Origin of the sequence: Clostridium sp. 7_2_43FAA, from assembly GCF_000158375.2 — a bacterium.
Lineage (GTDB): Bacteria > Bacillota > Clostridia > Clostridiales > Clostridiaceae > Clostridium > Clostridium tertium.
In genome coordinates, this window is sequence record NZ_JH815222.1 from 725,839 (window position 1) to 746,394 (window position 20,556).

The 20,556-nt window shown below is 26.3% G+C and carries 20 protein-coding genes and 2 pseudogenes; 15 read left to right on the plus strand and 7 right to left on the minus strand.

The features are described 5' to 3' along the window. Positions 1-16: 16 nt before the first annotated feature. Positions 17-514 (minus strand): hypothetical protein, encoded by a 498-nt coding sequence (locus CSBG_RS17695; protein ID WP_008677609.1) that lies wholly within the window; start codon positions 512-514, stop codon positions 17-19. A gap of 191 nt (positions 515-705) precedes the next feature. On the opposite strand from CSBG_RS17695, the pseudogene CSBG_RS04990 reads away from it, so the two are divergent. The 3 genes and pseudogenes from CSBG_RS04990 (at position 706) to CSBG_RS05000 (ending at position 2,772) form a co-directional block, all read left to right on the plus strand. Continuing rightward, a pseudogene (locus tag CSBG_RS04990) lies at positions 706-1,305 on the plus strand (Vat family streptogramin A O-acetyltransferase). Positions 1,306-1,523: 218 nt separating this feature from the next. Next, positions 1,524-1,727, plus strand: a complete 204-nt coding sequence (locus CSBG_RS04995) for a heavy-metal-associated domain-containing protein (protein ID WP_008677610.1) — start codon at positions 1,524-1,526, stop codon at positions 1,725-1,727. Between the two features lie 241 nt (positions 1,728-1,968). Next, the gene (locus CSBG_RS05000; protein WP_008677611.1) at positions 1,969-2,772 is read left to right on the plus strand and encodes a hypothetical protein; all 804 of its coding nucleotides are present in this window, start codon (positions 1,969-1,971) and stop codon (positions 2,770-2,772) included. Positions 2,773-2,853: 81 nt separating this feature from the next. Here the strand turns inward: CSBG_RS05000 and CSBG_RS05005 are convergent. Next, positions 2,854-3,728: pseudogene (locus tag CSBG_RS05005) on the minus strand (LysR substrate-binding domain-containing protein). 321 nt (positions 3,729-4,049) lie between these two features. On the opposite strand from CSBG_RS05005, the gene CSBG_RS05010 reads away from it, so the two are divergent. Next, the gene (locus CSBG_RS05010) at positions 4,050-4,871 is read left to right on the plus strand and encodes a nitroreductase family protein (RefSeq protein ID WP_008677612.1); all 822 of its coding nucleotides are present in this window, start codon (positions 4,050-4,052) and stop codon (positions 4,869-4,871) included. 54 nt (positions 4,872-4,925) lie between these two features. Continuing rightward, positions 4,926-5,573, plus strand: a complete 648-nt coding sequence (locus CSBG_RS05015) for a DsbA family oxidoreductase (RefSeq protein ID WP_008677614.1) — start codon at positions 4,926-4,928, stop codon at positions 5,571-5,573. Positions 5,574-5,873: 300 nt separating this feature from the next. On the opposite strand, the gene CSBG_RS05020 is transcribed toward CSBG_RS05015, so the two are convergent. Then, positions 5,874-7,201, minus strand: a protein-coding gene (locus CSBG_RS05020; RefSeq protein ID WP_242825265.1) for an IS3 family transposase whose coding sequence is annotated in 2 segments (ribosomal slippage) — positions 5,874-6,430 and positions 6,430-7,201 — 1,329 coding nt in all. Because the reading frame shifts where the segments join, the coding sequence is not laid out codon by codon here. 300 nt (positions 7,202-7,501) lie between these two features. On the opposite strand from CSBG_RS05020, the gene CSBG_RS05025 reads away from it, so the two are divergent. Both CSBG_RS05025 and CSBG_RS05030 read left to right on the plus strand, forming a co-directional pair. Continuing rightward, positions 7,502-8,476: a hypothetical protein gene (locus tag CSBG_RS05025; RefSeq protein WP_008677620.1), complete on the plus strand. Its 975-nt coding sequence runs from the start codon at positions 7,502-7,504 to the stop codon at positions 8,474-8,476. Positions 8,477-8,592: 116 nt separating this feature from the next. Then, positions 8,593-9,243, plus strand: a complete 651-nt coding sequence (locus tag CSBG_RS05030; RefSeq protein WP_008677622.1) for a bifunctional 4-hydroxy-2-oxoglutarate aldolase/2-dehydro-3-deoxy-phosphogluconate aldolase — start codon at positions 8,593-8,595, stop codon at positions 9,241-9,243. A 142-nt stretch (positions 9,244-9,385) separates the two neighbouring features. On the opposite strand, the gene brnQ is transcribed toward CSBG_RS05030, so the two are convergent. After that, entirely contained in the window at positions 9,386-10,693 is a 1,308-nt protein-coding gene (gene brnQ, locus CSBG_RS05035; RefSeq protein WP_008677624.1) for a branched-chain amino acid transport system II carrier protein, read from the minus strand. Between the two features lie 622 nt (positions 10,694-11,315). Between brnQ and rpsD the strand changes: the two genes are divergently transcribed. After that, entirely contained in the window at positions 11,316-11,909 is a 594-nt protein-coding gene (rpsD, locus tag CSBG_RS05040) for a 30S ribosomal protein S4 (RefSeq protein ID WP_008677626.1), read from the plus strand. Positions 11,910-12,034: 125 nt separating this feature from the next. Here the strand turns inward: rpsD and CSBG_RS05045 are convergent, their stop codons facing one another. Next, a complete protein-coding gene (locus tag CSBG_RS05045) occupies positions 12,035-12,583 on the minus strand; it encodes a 50S ribosomal protein L25 (protein ID WP_008677628.1) in 549 nt (182 codons plus the stop codon). Positions 12,584-13,089: 506 nt separating this feature from the next. Here CSBG_RS05045 and CSBG_RS05050 point away from each other — a divergent pair. The 7 genes from CSBG_RS05050 (at position 13,090) to CSBG_RS05080 (ending at position 19,093) form a co-directional block, all read left to right on the plus strand. Further along, complete coding sequence (locus CSBG_RS05050; protein ID WP_235840785.1) at positions 13,090-13,551, plus strand: L,D-transpeptidase; 462 nt, start codon at positions 13,090-13,092, stop codon at positions 13,549-13,551. Positions 13,552-13,903: 352 nt separating this feature from the next. Further along, complete coding sequence (locus tag CSBG_RS05055) at positions 13,904-14,755, plus strand: DegV family protein (protein ID WP_008677633.1); 852 nt, start codon at positions 13,904-13,906, stop codon at positions 14,753-14,755. Positions 14,756-14,777: 22 nt separating this feature from the next. Further along, on the plus strand, positions 14,778-15,308 hold the full coding sequence (locus CSBG_RS05060) for a DUF1836 domain-containing protein (RefSeq protein WP_008677636.1): 531 nt from the start codon (positions 14,778-14,780) through the stop codon (positions 15,306-15,308). A gap of 219 nt (positions 15,309-15,527) precedes the next feature. After that, a complete protein-coding gene (locus CSBG_RS05065) occupies positions 15,528-17,717 on the plus strand; it encodes an alpha-galactosidase (protein WP_008677637.1) in 2,190 nt (729 codons plus the stop codon). Positions 17,718-17,899: 182 nt separating this feature from the next. Beyond that, complete coding sequence (locus tag CSBG_RS05070) at positions 17,900-18,415, plus strand: hypothetical protein (RefSeq protein ID WP_008677639.1); 516 nt, start codon at positions 17,900-17,902, stop codon at positions 18,413-18,415. Between the two features lie 44 nt (positions 18,416-18,459). Then, positions 18,460-18,813 (plus strand): ABC transporter permease, encoded by a 354-nt coding sequence (locus CSBG_RS05075; protein ID WP_008677641.1) that lies wholly within the window; start codon positions 18,460-18,462, stop codon positions 18,811-18,813. A 4-nt stretch (positions 18,814-18,817) separates the two neighbouring features. Continuing rightward, positions 18,818-19,093: a hypothetical protein gene (locus CSBG_RS05080; protein WP_008677643.1), complete on the plus strand. Its 276-nt coding sequence runs from the start codon at positions 18,818-18,820 to the stop codon at positions 19,091-19,093. A 226-nt stretch (positions 19,094-19,319) separates the two neighbouring features. Here CSBG_RS05080 and CSBG_RS05085 read toward each other — a convergent pair whose 3' ends face one another. Continuing rightward, positions 19,320-19,754: a hypothetical protein gene (locus CSBG_RS05085; protein WP_008677645.1), complete on the minus strand. Its 435-nt coding sequence runs from the start codon at positions 19,752-19,754 to the stop codon at positions 19,320-19,322. Between the two features lie 219 nt (positions 19,755-19,973). Beyond that, the gene (locus tag CSBG_RS05090; protein ID WP_008677648.1) at positions 19,974-20,486 is read right to left on the minus strand and encodes a ferritin; all 513 of its coding nucleotides are present in this window, start codon (positions 20,484-20,486) and stop codon (positions 19,974-19,976) included. Positions 20,487-20,556: the final 70 nt, after the last annotated feature.

Sequence of the window (20,556 nt, forward strand, 5' to 3'; positions counted from 1 at the left end):
GCTTTCCACCAAGCAACTAATAACCTTTAATGCAACATATAGCAATAGCTAGTCCGGCAATTGCAGCTATATAATTCATTTGGTATATTAAGATCAAAACTATAGAACCAAGTAGAGCTCCTATAAATCCACCTACAACTCCTCCGATTATATTATTATTTGTATTTTGAATGTTATTTTGATTTTCACTTATAGTATTTTTAATTTCTAATTGGCAGTTTTTGCAACAAGGAATACCAGTAGTGCCTAGTAAAAATGGAGATACTTCAGTATTTTCTCCACAAGAGCTACAGCCGGTAACTAAATTATGCATAATAGAAAAATCTATTAGTTTATTTAATATTGACAATATAATTTCTGGATTTCTATATTTTCTATAGTTTGGATTATATTGAAGTTGGATACTGAAAGGCTTATAAGATGCATAATTAAGTTTTTTAAATTCTTTTGTTAAATCATTAAGAAAAGAATTAATTTTATCTACCTCAAATTCATTATTAAGTACTCCTTTCATTTTAGTTTCTTAAATTATCCACAATTATACCAATAACTGGATTGAGTATCAATTAATAAATATAATCTTATAATAATTCATATTTACATTAGGAAATTAATCTTATACAATTTATGTAATATTAATCAAAGAGGTGAATATTTAGAAGGAGGTTTTTATGTTGAAAAAATTTAGGGCCCAATCCAAATGATATATATCCAAATGCAAATATTAAAACTATATGTTTTATAAAAAACACCATAAAAAATTCTAATATTGAAGTTGGAGATTATTATTATTATTTCTCAGGAGAAGACTTTGAAAAGCATGTAACTCATCATTATGAGTTTATTGGTGATAAGTTAGTTATAGGAAAATTTTGTGCTATTGCAAGTGGTGTAGAATTTATTATGAATGGTGCAAATCATAGAATGAATAGTGTAACTACCTATCCATTTAACATTATGGGTAATGGATAGGAAAAATCCACTCCTGCAATAGAAGATTTACCTTATAAGGGTGATACTATAGTGTGGAATGATGTCTGGATAGGACAAAATGTAACAATAATGACAGGTGTTAAAATTGGTGATGGAGCTATTATAGCTGCTAATTCAGTTGTTACAAAAAATGTTGACTCATATAGTATTGTAGGCGGAAATCCTGCTAAATTTATAAAGAAAAGATTTTATGATGAGTTAATAGAATATCTTTTAGAATTAGAGTGGTGGAACTGGCCCGAAGAAAAAATATCTGAAAATCTAGAAGTGTTATGTAGTTCTGATTTAAATAGTATACGAAGCATAAAGTAAAGAACATAAAAATTAATAATATTAAAAGTAGTATTATGAAATTTTCGTAGACAAGAGTACTATCTAGATAAACTTAATTTCTAATAATATTGAATGAAATAATATAAGATGTCAATAGTATAAATTATAGTGAAATATTAATTGTTAAGAGTTATAGAATATATATTAATGTATTATGAACATACTATATTTGTATCAATTTTGAAAGGAGATATAATATGGAAAGATTACATTGTAATATTAGTGGAATAGCTAATGAAAATATGAAAACACAATTAAAAAATTCATTAGAAAAAGTTCAAGGTGTTAATCAAGTTTGTGTTGATATGGCAAGAGGTTCAGTCGAAGTTATGTATAATAAACCAGCTACACAACAAGGAATAAGAGCTTGTATAGAGAATTCAGGACATACAATTGAATAGTTAATGAAAAAAGTAGTATATAGTTTTGTTAAGTTATATACTGCTTTTTCTATTTTATTTAGAACTATAATATTCGATTTATTATTTTAATGAGAGCTTTAGTTTGGGGTGGAGAAAATTATTATTTATATTTTAAATAATAAATAGAAGTTTAAATAGAACTTTTAGGGATTTATTTTGAAAAAGGTATATTAAGGATATATAAAATTATTAAATAGAATTTAGATATTAAGGAGGAGAGGTGATAATATGGATTATACATTTAAATTTACTGAAGAATAATATATTTAGTTATTTTTCATCTACAGAAAGTATAATGTTTAAAGTAAGTAATATTAGCCATATAAAAGAAGATGATTTATTTATCATTATTTCATATAAAAATGATAAAAATAATATATACATTCCTTTAAGCGTATTAAATCATTTGAACGAACACGATAAATTTATAGAAGAAATTAACAAAAATGATGATAATAATTCTGATCCAAAGTTAGGGGATAAAAATATTTATACTAATAAATTTAACTTAGATATTGAAGATATAAAAATATCCATAAAGTATTTATTTTCTCAAAAAAGAATTATAAACATAATAATTAAAGTTATATTACCAGTTATAATAATGCAATGCTTAGCTTTATTTGTTATTTATTTGATGCTTTCTTATTTTGACAATAGAAAAATGATATTTCTATTAATAGTTTTAGCTGTAGCAACTTTTAATCTGATTGGTATTCCTTTGCTAATAAAGAAGACTTTAATGAGAAAATTATTTATTAATAAAGATAATGAGGAATCAGAATCTAATTATCAGGTTGTATTTATAAATGAAAATGGGATTTATACCTATAATAAGGATATTTGCGTAGGATTAAACTGGAGTAAGGACCTAGTTTTAAAGGAATATAATAATTATTTTTTTGTTACAAAAGAAAGTAGATTAATATCGATAATTTCTAAAAGAGCATTTAGTAATAAAGGTGATTGTGATAAATTTATAAGAAGAATAGAAAATTATATTAGTAAAAGTAATTTTTTATAATACAATTAAGGTTATATAGTTAAAAAGTTAAAAGAATCTATATTAACTGTTTTAATAACATTATAGATTCTTTTATAACTTTTAAATAGTTGAAATAACAAAATCTTTAAATATTTTTGCTATAGGGGACATATATGCATCTTTAAGCCATCCCATATAAATAGTTTTATCTTTAATTTTTTCTTTTATCTTCAAGATAGAAACAGAATTTGTGTTGATAATTGGTGTGTTTGGAACTATTGATATTCCAGCGCCTGCCGCAACTAAACCTTCTAGCATACTTGCTTCACTAGGTCTTATTGATATTTTAGGAATATAACCTAAGAATTCAGAGTATGAAATCATCTTATCTTTACTATCTATGCAAAAAGCAACAAAGGACTCATTTTCTAATTCTTTTAAAGATACTTCAGATTTATTTGAAAGATAATGATTTTTAGGAACTATTAATACATATTCTTCTTTTCTTATAGGAATTGATTCAATTTCAGAAGGTATATTAATATGTTCTATACACTCATAAAATCCTAAATCTATTTTTCCAGATTTCAAATCACATATTATATTTTTGCTGATTCATGATTAAATTGAAATTTAGTATTTGGATTTTCATTTAAAAAATTACTTATTATAAAAGGCATAAAATATGTACCTACACTAGATGTAGAAGATATAGAAATACTATCAGTATTAGAATTAGTTATTTCTTTTAATTCTTTTATACCTTTATTTATTTCAAGTAATGCAGTTTTTGTATGAGATAAAAACATTTTTCCAAACCTTGTTAGTTTAATGTTACGTCCACTTTTTTCGAATAAAGGAACTCCCAATTCTTCCTCGAGTTTTGAAATTGCCTTACTTAATGCAGGTTGACTTACTGAAAGTAAATTAGAGGCTTTTGTAAAATTTTCGACTTCAGCAATTATTTTAAAGTATTCTAGTTGTTGTAAGTTCATTTTATTCTCCTTAAGGTAAAGTATATGATTATATTTATAAGATTAGTTAATCTAATTTAAATTTACAAGACAGTTTAAAAACTTATTAGCTAATGGAATTATAAAAGAAAATTAATGTAGCAAAAGTATAGTACGTTTTAAGGTTATAGTAATCATATAAAAACTATAACTATTAGTTATAGTTTTATGAAAATTATCAATTAGACATATGTTATTTTATAATGATATAATCACAATATGAAATTTTGGATTTAATTTAATATGATAAATAATTATAAAATTTATTTATAGTTATGTCAAAAGAAAATGGGGGAATATATTATGATGAAAGTAGATAAAGAAAAATGTATTGGATGTAGTTTATGTATTAATGATTGTATAGTAAGAGATATAAACCTAGTTGATGGGAAAGCTAATATAAATAATATTACATGTTTTAAATGCGGTCATTGCATAGCAGTTTGTCCTAAAAATGCAGTATCAACAGATGAATATAATATGGATGACGTGAAAGACTATAATAAAGAAGCGTTTGAAATAGATGAAGATAATTTACTTAATTTTATCAAGTATAGAAGAAGTATAAGAAATTTTAAAAATAAAGATGTAGAAAATGAAAAACTTCTAAAAATTATTGAAGCAGGTAGATTTACTCAAACAGGAAGTAATAGTCAAGATGTATCTTATATAGTTATAAAAGATGGAATTGATAATTTAAGAGAAATGACTTTAGAAAGTTTAAGCCAAATGGGACAAGGAATACTTAATAACTTAACAGAAGAGACTATGAAGATTAAAACTTATGCAGAGATGTGGGTACAAATGTATGAAGATTGTAAAGTTGATCCGAAAAAAGGGGATAGATTATTCTTTAATGCCCCAGCAGTAGTACTTGTAGTATCTAATTCACAAGTAGATGGAGCGCTTGCATCTTCAAATATGGAACTTATGACTAATGCATTAGGACTTGGAACATTCTTTAGTGGTTTCTTTATTAGAGCGGCACAAGGAAATAAAAAGATAATGGATTATTTAGGTTTAGATGAAAGTAAACAAATTGTAACTTGTATGGTTATTGGATATCCTAATATAAAGTATTTAAGAACTACCCCAAGGAAAAATGCAGAAATAATTTGGAGATAATTAAAAATATACAAATAATCAATTAAAATATCTATACAGTAAGGAGGAAGAGAAGTGAAAGTTGAAATTTGGTCAGATATATTTTGTCCATTTTGTTATATAGGAAAACGTAAATTTGAAGTAGCTTTAGAAAAATTTGATAAAAAGGAAGATATAGAAATTATATATCGTAGTTTTGAATTAAATCCTAGTGCAGAAAAGCATAATGATAAGAACATACATGAACTTATTGCTAATAAGTATGGAATTACTTATGAAGAGGCTAAGTTAAATAATGATAATATAGTAAATCAAGCAAAGGAATTAGGATTAGAATATAACTTTGATACTTTAGTTCCAACAAATTCTTTTGATGCTCATCGAATGATTCATTTTGCAAAAGAGTATGGTAAGATGGAGGAAATGACAGAAACTTTATTTAAAGCATATTTTACAGATTCTAAAAACGTAAGTGATTTTAATACCTTGGTTGAAATAGCAGAGAATGTTGGATTAAATAAAGAAGAAGCAATAAATGTATTAAATAGTAATAAATATAGTGATTTAGTAAGAGCCGATGAAGAACTGGCAGGGCGTTATGGAATAAATGCGGTACCATTCTTTATATTCAATGAAAAATTTACAGTATCAGGAGCTCAACCTATAGAATTATTTTTACGAGCTTTAAATAAAGTTAGTGAAGAGGAAAAATCTTTAACTTAATAAAAGTTTATAAATTACATTATTAAAATTAAAGAAATATATATAAATAAATTTTAATGAAGTTGATAAAAATGGAGCTTAAATTAGAGCTCCTTTTTTACGAATAGTATTAAAAATATTTAATTTTATGCATATGTAAATAATAGATAAAAAATTATATTTAAAAATTAGTTTAAGTAAATAAATAACTTAAAGAATATAACGTTTCGTGATACCCTTTAGAAAAAATTAATATAGAAGTATAAAAGGGGGTCGCGAAATAAACTGATACCTATGTCAAGGACATTATAAAAAAAAGGGTTATGCATAAAGAAGATGATTTCTGTATTGAACAGGGGTCATCTTTTTTTGATCCCATTTATACCTGTAGTTATTATAATAAATTATATATTTATTAATTTTACTTTTAAGTTCTTCATATGAATTACACTTCTTAGATTTAACAGAGTCTTTCAAATGACCAAAGAAAGATTCCTGTGGGGCGTTGTCCCAACAGTTTCCACGGCGAGACATAGATTGACCCAAGTCATTTTCCTTCAGTAAGGCTTGAAATATAGGACTTGTATAATGTGAGCCTTGGTCAGAATGGATAAATGCATTTGCAGCTAACTTTACTTTCTTCTGTTTTTTTAGTTTTAGTATTGTTTCTGTCGCTATATCTAGAGTAATTCGTTTAGACATATGATGGGTTAAGATTTCACCTGTTGCGGCATCTAGAATGGTTGACAAATAAGCCATATCGTTTTCGCCGTATGGCAAATATGTAATATCAGTTAATAAAACCAAACCAGGAGTTCCTTGCTTGAAATTTCTTTCTAAAAGATTCGAAACAGTTCTATGCTCTTTAGTTGCTTTTGCAATTTTTTATAAGGATTAGTTTTTCTATGTGGACATATAATTTCATATTTTTTCATTATTCGTTGTATCTTTTTTAAGCTATAAATTACATTGTATTCATTTTCCAAGATCATTTTAATAGACCTAGAACCTTTCTTGTATCCACGTCGGTTAAAAGCCTTTAAAATTAGATTTTTAGTAAATAAGTCTTGGTTATCACGTTGCTTTCGTATATCTACTGAATTTATATAATTGTAATATCCCGAGCGTGAAACATCTAAAATCTTACAAAAGTATCCTGTTAACATTTTAAAATTATACATTTCAATTGTAGATTTTATTAATTCAAATTTATTGCTAGCATTCAATCCTTTATTTTTATTTATCAGCAACCTTTCTTTCTCGTCTAATTTTTTTAATAGTTCTACCTGTGCTTCAAGTAGCTTGATTTTAGCTTCTTGTCTTTCTATAATTTCTTCTTTCGTTAATTCTCGATTAACATTACGGTAACGTGGGGTTCTTGTGGCTTTATCTAAAGCTAGAATACCACCTTTATCATAAGCTTTCTTCCATCTAGCAGCTGATTCTTCAACTCTTTTAATTCCAATCATAGCTATATCAAATCCATTTTCAGCAAAAATTTTCCGTGCTGGTTTTCCAGCAATATATTCATCTATAAATAATCTTTTGAACTCAAAAGTATAAGTTATTGTTGTTTCACTTGCTTTAGCTACATATTTATTCTTTTCTAATTTTTCAATATCTTCTCTCGTTAATAAAAATCTACCCATTCAGTAACCTCCATCTGTTTATTTAATTATATAAAAAATACCTATAGACATAAACCCTTTTATTTTAGTGTCTAGTCTATAGGTATCAGTTTAAAACGCGACTCCCTTTATAAAAATAAAAAAATTAACTTTTTCTAGGCAATAAAGCTTACTTGAAATTGAATAAATTAAATTGTACATTAAATAGATTACTGAGATTGCGCTTTTTTACTTTCGCAATAGATTAAGTAATTTTCAAATTTTTTTGGAATAAACATTATAATAGATATTTATTAAGTATATTATAATGGAGAGTATTAAATGGTAATTTATATTAAAAAAAGAATAGGTTATTTATTATTATGTTTATTAGCGTTATTTTGTTTTGGATTTATATTTTATAAATACGTAATAATAAATAATAAAAAGGATTTTATTGCAGGAGCATTTGTCATAAATCAAGAGCTAGAAGAACAACAAGAAAAAGAAGTAGTTACTATAATAAACAACGAAAAGTACTTTAGACCATCAAAGCTGCCAGTATTAAATAATAAAGATGAAGTTAATGAACTTATTAATAATTATTATGATAAAGAAGTAAATGATATATCTATTCCAATAAAGTTTATAAAGAGTCCAGAAGATACGATCTTGAATTATTTTTCACTTTTAAGGGAAGCAGCTAATCCTTCAGATAGTAAATACATAGGTTGTGGTTCATTGGGGGATGGGAATAGGCCTTATCCAATAGCATATAATTTTTTTGATTATGAATATAAGAAAAAGGTAAGTTTCAATACTTATAAAGATTCATTTTCTAATATGTTTCATATAAGTTTAATAAAGTATAAAGAAGTTCAAAGTGATAATGAAAATTTAAAGTATTTTTATGAAATAGAAGTTATACAAGCTTTAGAAAATAACATTGCAAGTTTTACTTATTACTATGGATTTATAGAGTTAGGTAAATCAGGAGATGGATTTAAAATATTAGATATTAGTATTACACCTGAAAATTATCTTTGTGCACCATATCATGGATGGGTATATGATGGGGCCTCAAAGGTTGAAATAGAATATGGAAACTGGTGCAAGCTTATTAAAAAGATGGGAAAAACAGAGGTGGATGGCTATGTTAAGAATATATATTTCCTAGGAAACGACAATAAGAACTATAAAATACAATTCTATACTTTAACTAATGATTATGATATAGAAGTATCTCAATATGTTCAAAATAGTAATGGAAAATGGGAATATATAAAATTAAATCCAGAGGATTGTTTAAAAAAATAAAAGAATAGTAATATATACAAAATTTCTAAAAATTATTGAAATTAAATTAATGAAAATAGTATTGTGATATAATAATAAAATAAACAATAGAAAAATATATTTAGAAGGTGTACAAAATGAAAAAAGATATAATCAATTTTATTGAAAAAAATAAAATAATTGCAATTTGTAGAGGGATTTATGGAGAAAAGTTAGTTCAATTAGTAGAAGCTTTGTACAATGGCGGAGTTAAGTTAGTTGAAGTAACATTTGATCAAGGTGATGAAAACTGTATTGAAAAAACTTCAGAAGCAATTAAAGAGCTAACTTCTAAATTTAATGGCAAAGTTAAGTTTGGAGCAGGTACTGTTATTACTACAGAGCAAGTTTATGCTGCAAAAAACTCAGGAGCAGAATATATTTTAGCTCCAAATTCAGATGTTGAAATAATAAAGCTAGCAAATGAATTAGATTTAGTAACAATACCAGGTGCTATGACTTCAACTGAAATTTTATCAGCACATAAAGCTGGTGCAGATTTTGTAAAACTATTCCCAGCAGGTACATTAGGATTAAAGTATGTAAGAGATATATTAGGTCCAATAAATAATGTTAAGTTTATTGCAGCTGCAGGAGTTACTCCAGAAAACTTAGGAGATTTCTTAAATTTAGGATTTGTAGGTGCAGGAATTAGTAATTATATAACTAATAAGGATATGGTAAACTCAGGAGATTTTGATACATTAACTAATCATGCTAAGGAAATAATGAAAATAGCTAAAGAATGATATTAAGAAATATAATCTTTTTGTAAAATGTTTTTTTCGAATAAAGATATTTTACCATAAATCTTAAACTCATAGAGTTTGAGATTTATTTTTTACAAAAAAGTAGCTGTGCACTAATTATTTAGTGCCACAGCTACTTTTTTTATTTGCTTTTATTACAAAAATTAAAAAACATTAATTTTTTTGAAGTGATATGACTAAAAATGAAGCCTATAAATCCTCCTATTATAGCTGGGATAATCCAGTTAAAACCAAAGCTTGAGAAAGGTAGCTTATGAATAAAGTTTATATTTACTCCTAAACTATCAATTACAGTAAGCAAGCTCACTAAAAGCGTAGAATATGCAACACCTTTAAAAATTTCAATTTTAGTAAATATATTTTTAAAATAATTCATTAGGATTAATGCAATTGAAACCGGATAGATTATTGTTAATATTGGAGCAGAAATTGATATTATTTTATCAACTCCAAAGTTAGAAATAATAGCGCTAAAAGTACAAATAAAAATAACTATGTAATTATATTTAATTTTCTTATTAGTAATATCCTCAAAATATTTGCTTGTGACAGAAGTTAAGCCTATTGCTGTAGTAAGGCACGCAAAAGCAACAACTATACTTAATATTATTGTTCCAGAATTTCCTAACAAATCATTTGTTATACTAATTAATAGTGTAGTTTGAGAAATAGTTGGATTATAAATATTAGAGGCAGTTGCTCCTAAATAAGTTAATCCACCATATACTAAAGTAAGAGCTATTGCAGATATTATAGCTGATTTTATAGTAAGTCCTATAGTTTCTTTTTTAGTATATCCCCTATTTAAAAATGATGTAATTATTAGAGCAGTAATACCTCCACTTCCCAATGGATCCATTGTTTGATAACCCTGTGTTAATCCTGTCATAAATAAGTTATTAGATTGTATATCGAGATTCAAAGATCCAATAGGAGAAATGATTCCTTTTATTATTAAAACCAATAGGGAAAATAGTAAAATTGGAGTTAAAAATTTACCAAGTATATCCATAACTTTAGTTGGTTTTATAGTTAATATTAAAACTATAGAAAAGAATAAAATTGAAAATAAAACTGGGTTAACTGATTCAAACAATGGTTGTACACTCATTTCAAAAGTTGTAGCAGCTGTTCTTGGTACAATTAATATTGGACCTAAACAAAGCATAATTACAATTTCTAGAGTAAGACCAAATTTATTACCTGATTTTTTTAAAATTGATTTAAAAGAGCCTGCACGTGCTATTGCTCCTATTGATAAAAGAATAAGTCCTACATCAGATAATATAAAGCCCAAAAAGCTTACAATCCATTTATGACCAGATGTCAATCCTATAAATGGAGGAAAAATCAGATTACCTGCTCCAAAAAACATAGAGAAGACTGCAAAAGCAATAATTAATACGTCCTTATTTTTATTTTTTTTCATAGTAGTACCTCTTTCCATATTTTATAAATAAAAAAGCCACATAGAATTTACTATGTGGCTTTAGGCCTAGGATTAAAAGCTACATAGTGGATACCTATGTGGCTTTAATAAATTAACTTTAGCCTCCATAGATACAAACGATTAAGTGTTTGTATCTATGGTCAATATATAAACCGATAAATACAAACCTAACTAAAAAGGCTAAAGAAAAATATATTAAGTTTTAGCGTTTCAGATAAATTTATATTTTTTATCATTTTAAAATCTCCTAAAAATAAACTATGACAATATTTAAAATTAATTATATATAAATATTACAAAAATTGCAATGAAAAAATAAGATTCTATAAAATAAAGTACGTGAATTGGTTATAGGGATATAAATAGGCAAATAAAAGGGGTTTTAAGAGAGTAGAATAATATTTATAGTGATGGTTAAGATAAAATTGAAGATATAGATATGGTACAACACAAATGATAAATATTATCAATTAGTGAGAAATATTAAGGAATTTAAAAATAAATTAAGATAATAGGCAAAAACTAAATGATAATGATTTTCAATTATTGAGAAGGTATGATATTATAATTACATAATTTAATTTTAAAAAGGAGGAAAACCATGGCTAGAGAAAGAGGCCCAAGATTTAAACAGAGTAGAAGACTTGGATTGAATGTTTATGGACATCCAAAAGCTATGAATAGAGCTGTAAAGGGAACAAGTAGAGCAGATAAAAAGTTATCAGAATATGGTGTAAGACTATTAGAAAAGCAAAGATTAAGAGCATATTATGGAGTTTTAGAAAAGCAGTTTAAAAAATATGTTGAAGATGCCTTTAAAACTAAAGAAGGTACAACTGGAGAAGCTTTATTATTAAGACTTGAATCGAGATTAGACAACCTTGTATATAGAATTGGATTTGCTAATTCTATAAGAGCTGCAAGGCAAATGGTTAATCATGGACATATTTTAGTTGATGGAAAGAAAATTGATATTCCATCATATAAGGTAGAACCAGGAACAGAAATTTCTTTAACAGAAAAGGCAAGAAAATCTCCAAATTATATTTCAAACATAAATGGGCATGTAAATACTTTACCTTACATAGATTCTAACTTAGATGAATTTAAGGCTGTATATACTAGATATCCATTAAGAGAAGAAATTCCAATACAAATTAATGAAAATTTAATAGTTGAGTTCTACTCTAGATAATCATTCTAGCTAAAAGTATAAGGTTCAGAACTTCTTAAAATTAAAGTATATTTTGCCATGGGAAAAGCTATACAGTGCAGTGTATAGCTTTTTCTTTTTATAAATATTTAATTATAAAATTAGAATTAAATATATTGACTACTTACAACAGCCAATAGAGTTTTAGGGTCAGTTAAAATTGTTATATCCTCTGGAATAACAATATCTTCGATTAATACTTTATCATCAACGTTCATATCAGAAACATTTATTTCAATGGATTCTGGAATTTTTTCAACATTACCTTGTAAATCTATAAATAAATTATGAGTTTCTAATGTTAATCGTCTAGATTCTAGATTTTCTTGTCCAATTATTTTAATAGGAATTCTCATTTTTATTACTTCATTTGGTTTAATATATTGAAAATCTACATGTACTATTTCATGTAGATTATTTTTCTGAACATCTTTAACTACGCAATTAAATTTTTTATCATCTAATTCAACTTCTATAATAGATCCACTATTATTTTTTCTAAGCATTCTTCTAAGCTCGGCATTACACATTTTTATTGGGATAGTATGATCAAGGAACTCCCCATATATTATCCCAGGGATTTGTCCAGTTTTTCTAAGTTTACTTTGATTTGCTTTTACATTTCTTTCATAGACTTTAAATGCTAAATTTGACATAATAAATACCTCTTTCATAACTTTATATATAATATTACAACTAATATAATTATTTATTAAGCTCTATAAAGTTGAGGCGAATATATTTATAATATTAGATATTTAAATAACCACACCTAGAGCTTAATTTCAAAGCCCCACATATGCATCATCCTCCTTTAAGTTATTACAATGAGTGTACTCAATAAGCAAAATAAAAGCAAAATGAAGAAAGTAAGGATTTGCTAATAAAACATTAATTTAATATGGAAGCATTAAAGAAAAATATAGAATATTATGACAAATTGATAAAAAGCTAGATTTATTATTAAAATGGGAAACTTATCATGATAATATTTCTACTAAAAGATGAGGAATATTTTATAAAATAATTATAGAATCTTAAAATAAATTGATATTAGATATAATGACAAATAATATAATGAAATAAGCATTTATTTTCAACATTTGATTTGATGTGAATAGTATAATTAGAAAGTATTTATTTTGGAGAGAGTATTTTGAAAATAATTAATAAAATTTTTTCCTTTAAAAGGGGAGAGGATTATAATAATAATACTACAGCATTTGTTAATTCTAGTGATTTTTCTAGCCCAACTGAATATTTTATATGGGTAGATACCAAAAAAATTAAAGTCAACATATTTCGTGGTTCAAAAAATAAATGGAATCTTATTCATAGTTATCTATGTACTATTGGAAAGAAATCTACTCCAACACCAAAGGGAACATTCAGTATAGGAATTAAAGGATTGTATTTTGGAGTAGAGAGAGGTTATAAATGCTGGTATTATACACAGTTTAAAGGAAATTATTTATTTCACTCAATAATTTATAATTTGGATGGTAGTGTAAGAGATGGAAGACTTGGAATGGCTTTATCAGATGGATGTGTGAGATTAGCTAAAGAAAATGCAAAGTGGATATATGATAATATTCCTGAAAGTACTAAGGTTTATATTAGCTAAAATTTAAAATATAAAAGATATGATCTTGTAATGTATAATCTAGAAAAGTATCAAAATAAACTGCAATTGAAATTTTCTTAATTAAATTATTCTTAATGATTTAGCATAAACTATATAAATAACTGTAGATTTTAACTTTTAAATTTAATAAGGGCTATCTAAAAAGGTGGTTCTTATTATTTTATATAATTTTAAAAGTTACTATAAATGGAACACAAAATTTTGTTGGAAAAAATTACGTTTAAATGGTTACATAATTATTATTGACATCGATTACTTAGTATGATAATCTGAAACAAATAGTTTTTAAAACTATGTATATTAGATTAAAATACGAAATTGGAGAAAAAAGATGATAAAAATAGTATCAGACTCATCTACACTTTATTCTATAAAAGAGGGACAAGCTAATAATATTGATATTGCACCTCTTACAGTTAGCATTGATAACAAGACCTATAGGGAATATGAGGATATCAATACAGAAGAATTTATTGATATTATTAATGAAGGACATGTTCCAAAATCTTCACAGCCATCTATTGGACATGTATTGGATTTATATAGTAAATATCCAGAAGATGAAATAATAAATATTTCAATGGCAGATGGGTTATCAGGTACATATAATTCAGCATGTATGGCAAAAAGTATGGATAACAATCCGGAGCGTATAGATGTAATTAACTCAAAAACTTTATGTGGGCCACACAGGTATTTAGTTGATTTAGCTGTTAAGCTTGTAGAAGTTGGCTATACGAGAAATCAAATAGTAAATGAAATAATGAAGTTTATTGAAACATCAACTTCATTCTTAATTCCTTATGATTTTGACTTTTTGGTAAGAGGGGGAAGAGTATCATCTATAGTTGGTAAGATTGGCAGTGCAATTAAATTAGTACCAGTTATGACTCTTTCAGAGGACAGCAAATCTCTTGAAAAGTTTACTACAAAACGTACATATAAAAAAGCAGTAAAAAAAATATGTGAAACATTTATAGAGAAAAATATAGATTCTAATTATAAAATTTATATTTCGCATGCTTGCAAAGAAGATTTAGCAAATGAGGCAAAAGAAATTATATTAGAAGATATTAAGGATGCAGATATAGAAATTAATTTGTTAAGTCCAGCATTTACTACTCAAGGTGGACCTGGATGTGTTGCGATACAAGTAATAAAAAAGCATGATTCATTAAAATAATCATAAAAATAGGAGAGGCAGTATGGATAGAGGGAATAAAGGTGGAATTCATAGAAATATTTTAGAATTCCATTGCCCAAGATTTAATGAACTGCCAAAAGTTTCGTTATATAAGGACCAAGTCATTGTATATATAGAAGATGTATTAAAAGAAATAAATATTAATAATGAAGAAAAATTATTAACACCTACAATGCTTAATAATTATGTGAAACAAAAGGTAGTTTATCCTCCAAAAGATAAAAGATATAATGAAAAACATTTAGCTTACTTAATTGTAGTTTGTACATTAAAGCAAGTATTTACCTTACAAGAAATATGCTATTTAATAAGAAAGCAAATAGATACTTGCCCTATAGAGGAGGCATATGATTTTTTTTGTATAGAACTTGAAAAGGCAATAAAATCAGTATTTACTACAAGAGATTTTTCAGAGCCGAGTTCAGCAAAGAAATTTACTATTGAATCTGAGATAGTAAGATCGATGGTAATAGCTTTTGCAAATAAGATATATATACAAAGGTATATTAAAGATGAAGTAAAAAATATATAAAATTTAATAAAAAGATAATTTGAAGGTACAGTATTAATTTTTATAATAAAATATTAATACTGTACCTTTTTATAAATATAAACAAAATATAAGATACTGTTGCAAATATTATTGTAATTTATAACAGTATTGAATAATATAAATAATTATGTTATTTTAAAGTAAACGTTATAATTAAATTTGGGTTAAATATTGTATTATGTAATGGAGGTATAAAAGATGGGTATTAGATTTATAGAAAAGTATAATGTATTTAAACTTGATTCAAAAGATACATCATACATTATTTCTATTGTAGATGAAGAAAAATTTTTAGGACATGTTTATTTTGGTAAGAAAGTAATTGATGAAGATATAAATTATTTAATGAGAATTAATGAACCACCATATGTTCCATCAAAAAATAATAGAGATAGAGTATCTTTTTATGATAGTTTTCCTTTTGAATATTCAACTCATGGAATTGGAGATTTTAGGGAATCGTCAATAAGAGTTATAGATAAAAATGGGCATTCAGAAGTGAAACTTGAATATAAGTCACATGAAATTTATAAAGGTAAAAAAGAGCTTAATGGATTGCCTGCTACCTTTGGAGATGAAAATGAATGTACAAGCCTTGAAATAACTTGTGAAGATATGTATTTAAATTTACAAGTTGTACTTGTTTATACCACTTTTGAGAATTTAGATGTTATTACAAGAAGTGTAAAGGTTAAAAACTTAAGTGAAGATAAAATTAATTTAACGAAGGTTTTATCTACATGTATCGACTTTGATGATATAGATTATGATATGATATCACTTCATGGGTCTTGGGCTAGAGAAAGGCATGTGCAAAGAAAGAAAATTGGTTATGGAAAACAAGTAGTATCAACAATTAGGGGAGAATCAAGTCATCAAGATAATCCATTTATAGCATTATTAGATAGCAAAGCAACAGATGACTATGGTAATGTATATGGGTTTAATTTTGTTTACTCAGGAAATTTCTTTGCACAAATTGAAGGATGTCAATTTAATACAACTAGAGTTGTAATGGGGATAAATCCAGAAGATTTTAATTGGTTATTAAATAAAGATGAAGAATTTATAGCTCCAGAAGTTGTTATGGTTTATTCAAATGAAGGCATAGGAAAGATGACAAGAACCTTCCACGATTTATATAGAAATAATTTAATAAGAGGAGAATATAAAGACAAAAAGCGTCCAATATTAATAAATAATTGGGAAGCAACTTATTTTGATTTTAATACAGAAAAACTATTATCTATAGCAAAAGAAGCATCAAAATTAGGAATTGAAATGCTTGTTATGGATGATGGTTGGTTTGGAAAGCGTAATGCTGATAATTCATCATTGGGTGATTGGTTTGTAAATGAAGATAAGATAAGTGGTGGACTTAAGAATTTAGTTGATGAAGTAAACAAACTTGGTATGGAATTTGGAATATGGGTTGAACCAGAAATGATATCAGGAGACTCAGAACTATTTAGAAAACATCCGGATTGGTGTATTAAAATACCAGGTCGTGAACCTGCATTATGTAGAGAACAATATGTTTTAGATTTATCAAGAAAAGAAATATTAGATTATATATATGATAGTATAAAAAAAGTTTTATCAAGTGCAAATATAACTTATGTAAAATGGGATATGAATAGGCAACTAACAGATTTAGGAAGCCTTGGATTGAAATCAGAAAATCAAGGAGAATTATTACACAGGTATGTTCTAGCAGTATATGATATGATGGATAGATTAACTAAAGATTTTCCACATATTTTATTAGAAAACTGTTCCGGTGGAGGAGCAAGATTCGATCCAGGAATGCTTTATTATAGTCCTCAAATATGGTGCTCTGATGATACAGATGCAATTGAAAGATTAAAAATACAAGAAGGAACATCTATGGTTTATCCACTTTCAGCTATAGGTGCTCATGTTAGTGATTGTCCAAATCATACAGTTGGAAGAACTACGCCTTTTGAAACTAGAGGTTATGTAGCTCTTGCCGGAACCTTTGGATATGAGCTTGATGTAACAAGAATTCCTGAGGAAGATAGAGATATGATACCAGAACAAATAGAAATGTATCATAAGTATAATGACTTAGTAAGAAGTGGTGATTACTATAGAATACAAAACTTTTCCGAAAATAACTCATTTGATGCTTGGTCAGTAGTATCTAAAGATAAGAGTGAAGTCTTAGTAACTTGTGTACAAGTATTTGAAAGAGCAAATTACCATAGCAGAAGAATAAAGTTAAAGGGATTAATAGAAGAGAAATTTTATAAAAATGAAGAAACCGGAGAAATTATATCTGGTGGAGCATTGATGACTGCTGGAATTAATTTAACTAATTTACATGGTGATTTTAAAGGCAAATTAATTCATTTAAAACTTGCATAATATTTAAAAGGAATTCGGCTATTGCTGAATTCCTTTTTTTATGAATTAGTATATATACAAATTTTATTATTTATAAACCTTACTTAGGTTTTTCTTTTTGAAACGTTTACTGAGAGTGTATCGCTTAATATACTTTAAATGTGAACAGTAATAAATTTTACTATGAAAGTAGGGGGAAGATTATGAAAAAAAATAAGTTAAAAAAACTTATAGCATTTACTATGGCATTAACCTTAAGTGCATCTGTATTTATGGGATGTAAAAGTAATAATTCAGAAAGCACAAATGATGAATCTATTATGGACTCAGTAATAAGTGTCGAAACAACAATGACAAATGCAAAAGTTGAAGGAGAAAAAGCAGATTCTAAAGGAACTGAATTAAGTACAATGGTTTCCTTCACACCAGCTCCAGCAGGACATGGTAATCCTTCAGTGAATGGAGGACCTGATTGGTCAATGGAACCAATTATATATGATTATTTATGTGATTATAGTTCTCAACCAGAAAAAACATTTAAGCCTTCATTGTTAGAAAGTTATGATTTTAAGGATAAAATATTAACTTTAAAATTAAAGAAAGATTTAAAATGGAGTGATGGATCGGATATCACAGCAGATGACTTAATCAGCAATTTATTTATAGATATGACAGTAAATAAAATAGCTTATTATAAGGAGCTTATAATTCATCATTAACCATATGTTAGCATATTTTTTAACTACACTAGCAGGGATGGGTAATGGGAATGAAGGCAAATTGTATGTCTGTATTAGGAGAAGATTATATTAATTATGCAAAGGCAAGAGGAATATCAGATAGAAGAATAGTATTTAGTTATTTAGGTAAGAATGCAATGTTGCCAATGGTTACAAGTGTTGCAATATCATTTGGTATGATGTTTGGTGGATCACCATTAATTGAAAATCTTTTTATATATCCAGGGGTTGGATATTATTTAACTACAGATATTTCTAGAAGAGACTACTCACTTATGCAAGGTATGTTCTTAATGATAATAGTTATGGTGTTATTATCAGGAATATTTGCAGAATTCCTAAATACTAAGTTAAATCCAAGGTTAAGGGAGAAGTAAAGATATGAGTAATACAGTGGCAGTAAAACAAAAAAATAAGACAATAAATAAAGAAGGCTCATTTTTAAATTCTCTAAAGGAGTTTTTTGAGGTTATTTGGGATAATAAAATGGCTAGAGTAGGATTTATTATTTTAGTAATATTTTTGTTAATGGCTATTTTCGGACCAATGTTTGTTTCAGAGCCAAAATCAGACTATTTAGCGAGATTAAAAGAACCATCTGCAAAGCATTGGCTCAGAATTAGATTATTCTTTTGTAAAAGATTATATTATAAGTGATGATATAGAAAATTTAAGAAATCAAATGAATATTAAATGGAATGAGCTAAAAGAGAAAACAAATAATCTTTAGGATTTCTTTTCTTTGTTTTTTTAGATGGACATATATTTTTTTTTAGTTAGTTAAAAGTAAAGTAGGTAATAACTATATTTATATATGTCCATTCTATATTATAAAGATAGGAAGTATGTAATAATAAATCAATTAAATATAATAATTGATTTATTATTCAATAACTTCATCATTTCCTTCTCCACTCTCTTCAGAGTTAGCTATTTCTGTAAAAGCCTCAAGTCTTAATGTATTTGCAAAAGTACTTAATAGATATGAATTAGAGAGCTTTACATAAGGAGATACGTTAATAGTTTCTTCCATTTGAGTGTTTCTTAAATTTCTAGAATAAACTCTTTTGGTAGCTACCACCCATAAGAAAATATAGCCTAATAATACAAGCTGTTGTCCCTGTAGTGTAATTCCAGCAGAAGCTACATCAGTATTATTATTGGTTAATAAATCATGTATATCAACATTTGCAGCATAAGCAAAAAAAGCATATCCTATTGAAATAAATGTTGCACCTGTTCGTTCGAGCTCGGCAAGGTTTATATCCAAATTTCTTATAAATTCTTCAATATCATCAAATGAATCGTCATTACTCATATAAAATAAATACCTCCAGTAAGAGTTCTAATTATTATATGATATTATATAAGGATTTGAGTCAGATTTATTATATATAATAGAACTATATGCATTTAGATAATATGTGGTTAGTTAAAAAAACATTTGAATATGAAATGAAAAAATAGAAATTTTGAATTAGATAAATTAAATAAAAAACAAAGAGGATTACTCTAATTCAGTAATCCTCTTTGTTTTTTAAATTGTAGTCGTTATAGGAACATATACTCTTTTAGCAAGTTCTTCATCAAGCATATATAAAGCAGCAGGGTTTCCATCGGATCTTCTTACTTTCTTTAAAAATGAGTTGAAATTATTTTCTTCTTCAACTTGTTCATCTATAAACCATTTTAATAAGCTAATGGTAGCATGCTCTTTTTCCTCAAGAGCAATATCAGCTAGTTTATAAATTTTATTAGTAACTAATTGTTCATGTTCATATCCTTTTTCGAATAAGTCAATTATATTATTATAATTTGAAGAAGGTTGAGGAATTTCTTGTAGCTTTACAACACCATTTTTTTGAAATATATAATCATATAATTTCATGGCATGAGCTAACTCTTCTTGAGCTTGAACTCTAAAGAAATTTGCAAAACCACTTAGATCTATTGATTCTGCATAAGCTGCCATAGCTAAATACGTATAAGATGAATAAAACTCAAAGTTAACTTGTTCATTAAGGTTATTTAAAAGATTTTCGCTTAGCATATGTAATCTCCTTTGTATTAAAATATAGGATTCATTAATTAATTTTAAAATTTAAATTATTAAAATTCAA

Excerpts from the sequence above, each read along its gene's own strand:
- CSBG_RS05080 (WP_008677643.1), top strand. The coding sequence starts at position 18,818 with ATGAGTAATACAGTGGCAGTAAAACAAAAAAATAAGACAATAAATAAA.
- CSBG_RS05065 (WP_008677637.1), top strand. The coding sequence starts at position 15,528 with ATGGGTATTAGATTTATAGAAAAGTATAATGTATTTAAACTTGATTCA.
- brnQ (WP_008677624.1), bottom strand. The coding sequence starts at position 10,693 with ATGAAAAAAAATAAAAATAAGGACGTATTAATTATTGCTTTTGCAGTC.
- CSBG_RS05090 (WP_008677648.1), bottom strand. The coding sequence starts at position 20,486 with ATGCTAAGCGAAAATCTTTTAAATAACCTTAATGAACAAGTTAACTTT.
- rpsD (WP_008677626.1), top strand. The coding sequence starts at position 11,316 with ATGGCTAGAGAAAGAGGCCCAAGATTTAAACAGAGTAGAAGACTTGGA.
- CSBG_RS17695 (WP_008677609.1), bottom strand. The coding sequence starts at position 514 with ATGAAAGGAGTACTTAATAATGAATTTGAGGTAGATAAAATTAATTCT.
- CSBG_RS05070 (WP_008677639.1), top strand. The coding sequence starts at position 17,900 with ATGAAAAAAAATAAGTTAAAAAAACTTATAGCATTTACTATGGCATTA.
- CSBG_RS05045 (WP_008677628.1), bottom strand. The coding sequence starts at position 12,583 with ATGTCAAATTTAGCATTTAAAGTCTATGAAAGAAATGTAAAAGCAAAT.
- CSBG_RS05085 (WP_008677645.1), bottom strand. The coding sequence starts at position 19,754 with ATGAGTAATGACGATTCATTTGATGATATTGAAGAATTTATAAGAAAT.
- CSBG_RS05060 (WP_008677636.1), top strand. The coding sequence starts at position 14,778 with ATGGATAGAGGGAATAAAGGTGGAATTCATAGAAATATTTTAGAATTC.
- CSBG_RS04995 (WP_008677610.1), top strand. The coding sequence starts at position 1,524 with ATGGAAAGATTACATTGTAATATTAGTGGAATAGCTAATGAAAATATG.
- CSBG_RS05010 (WP_008677612.1), top strand. The coding sequence starts at position 4,050 with ATGATGAAAGTAGATAAAGAAAAATGTATTGGATGTAGTTTATGTATT.
- CSBG_RS05025 (WP_008677620.1), top strand. The coding sequence starts at position 7,502 with ATGGTAATTTATATTAAAAAAAGAATAGGTTATTTATTATTATGTTTA.
- CSBG_RS05055 (WP_008677633.1), top strand. The coding sequence starts at position 13,904 with ATGATAAAAATAGTATCAGACTCATCTACACTTTATTCTATAAAAGAG.
- CSBG_RS05075 (WP_008677641.1), top strand. The coding sequence starts at position 18,460 with ATGGGAATGAAGGCAAATTGTATGTCTGTATTAGGAGAAGATTATATT.
- CSBG_RS05030 (WP_008677622.1), top strand. The coding sequence starts at position 8,593 with ATGAAAAAAGATATAATCAATTTTATTGAAAAAAATAAAATAATTGCA.